1 protein-coding gene is annotated in these 2032 nt (G+C 43.4%); it reads left to right on the top strand.

The features are described 5' to 3' along the window. The first annotated feature begins 740 nt into the window (after positions 1-740). Positions 741-1196: a GNAT family N-acetyltransferase gene (locus tag ELS82_RS24435; protein ID WP_134837708.1), complete on the top strand. Its 456-nt coding sequence runs from the start codon at positions 741-743 to the stop codon at positions 1194-1196. The last annotated feature ends 836 nt before the right edge of the window (positions 1197-2032 follow it).

Below are 2032 nucleotides of genomic sequence, written 5' to 3'. Positions count from 1 at the left end.
GGCGCTTAACCAAAAGTCCGCCTTATAACAAAGCGTTTAAGACAGATTCCCAACGCTTGGCATTTTCGGTTTGCTTTGAATTTAGTGTTTACGGCACAATGGTTTAGGTCAGGTGGTGGCGTTGCTCACTACTTAACGCGGCGTTATGTTTACTTGTATTTCAAAGGCTTAAATGTCTTAGGCTCTAGTTCTTTGTCCCTCTGGTAATTCGTCCCTAGTAGACTCAGCAAATCCGCATTGTCGAACTAAGTTCTTGAATCACTCAGCCCGTAAAACATGCCAATGTTCGTGGGTTGCTTCATTGTCAGGTCGTGGTGGTTGGCTTCTGGTTTAACTGGCTTTAAGTCGCTTTCAGGTTCTTAACCAAACAGCATTTCAGCTTGGCAGTTGCCTCGGCAATTCAGCATTGTTTTGCGCTTTGGTTGGAAAGAAAGGGCACTTGTTGGAGTTTAGTCGGGTTGCCTCATTGGGTAGGGAAGTGGACTTACTGGTTTTGGGTTGGTCGCCTTTGGCGGCCAAGTTGGTTCTTGCCTTGTGGTTTGGTTCAGAAAACTGGCTTGAAATAGCAGTTCTTTCTCAATTAAGTCAGTAACTTGTGGTAAAACATAACAAACAATTTAAGCAGATTCGCAACGCTCGGCATTTTGGGTTTGAATCGGCATCAGTGGTTACGGCACAATGGTCTAGGTAAGTGGCAGCGTTGCTCACTACTTAATTGGGCGTTAGCAGTATGGAGTCACATGAACGAATATCTTGAGTTAGATCTTCTTACTCTGAAATCTATTTCGGAGGATGCCGGTAGACCTATAGATGAGTTTGCCTACCTAAGTTCACTAGAAAGTGCTGTATCTGATGGTTTGTTGTTCGAATGTAGAAACGAGTCCATGCTTCAGGGCTATTTCACTTTAAGAGAGCTGTCACCCACTAGATGGTTTGTACCGATGTTTGTAGTACATCCTGAACATAGAAATAAAGCTGTATTTATGTCCTTGTTTGCTCAATTGGCGCGTTTTCTAAATTCAAACAATGTAGAAATTCTTGTTAGTAATGTCCTTCGAAACAATAGGCTTTCATTAAATTTTCACCAGCGCTTGGGCTTTGAGGTAACTCGTGAAAATGACCTTGGGTATGAATTTCAGCTTAAGTTGACAGATAGCGTGCGAAAAAGGTGGCGTCATCTAGAAAAATACTGCTAACAAACAATTTAAGCAGATTCGTAACGCTCGGCATTTTTGGTTTGAATCAGCTTTAGTGATTAGGGCACAATATTCTGGTTGAGTGGTAGCGTTACTCACTACTTAATTGGGCGTTATGTTTTACTGGGGTTTCAATGGCTTAAATGCCTTTGAATCGTTCTTTGCCCCTTTAGCCATTCGTTCTGAATAGACTCAGCAAATCACGATTGTCTGCCCCAATTCTTGAATTACTTCACCCGTAAAACATGCCAAGGTTCGTGGGTTGCTTCATTCGATTTTTCGGGTGGTTTGGTCGTCTTGTTTCTCTGGCTCAAAGTCGCTTTGGGCGTATTTCCCAATCAGCCAATAACCTTTGCAGTTGCCTCGGCAAATGACCATTGTTCTGCGCTGTTGTTGCTAAGAAAGGGCACTTGTTGAAGTTATATCGAGTTGCCTCATTAGCAGGGAAGTGGGCTTACTCGTTTTTGGTTTGGCGCATCTGCCGGTCAAGGGAGTTCGAGCTTGTGATTTGGTTCAGAAATCTAGGTCTGCATTGCAGTTCTTTGCCAAATAAATCAGTCGTTTGTGTTAAAACATAACAAAGCATTTAAGACGGATTCTCAACGCTTGGCAATTTCGGTTTAGGTCGGCTTCAGTGCTTTGTGTGGCAAGGTTTAGGCTTGGGTGGTCGCGTTGTTCACCACTTAATGCGGCGTTAGGCAAAGGGCAGAAAAGTTCTTTGTTCTAATCTTCTTGCTCCCTCTGGCCACCTGCTTTTCTTAGTCGGCAATTCTGTATTGTCGGCTCAAATTCTTGAATCTCTCCAACCGTAAAACATGCCAAGATTCGTGGGTTGC

Source organism: Vibrio ouci, assembly GCF_004551525.1.
GTDB lineage: Bacteria > Pseudomonadota > Gammaproteobacteria > Enterobacterales > Vibrionaceae > Vibrio > Vibrio ouci.
The sequence above is the reverse complement of the archived record's forward strand: the minus strand, read 5'-3'. Positions and strand labels throughout refer to the sequence as shown.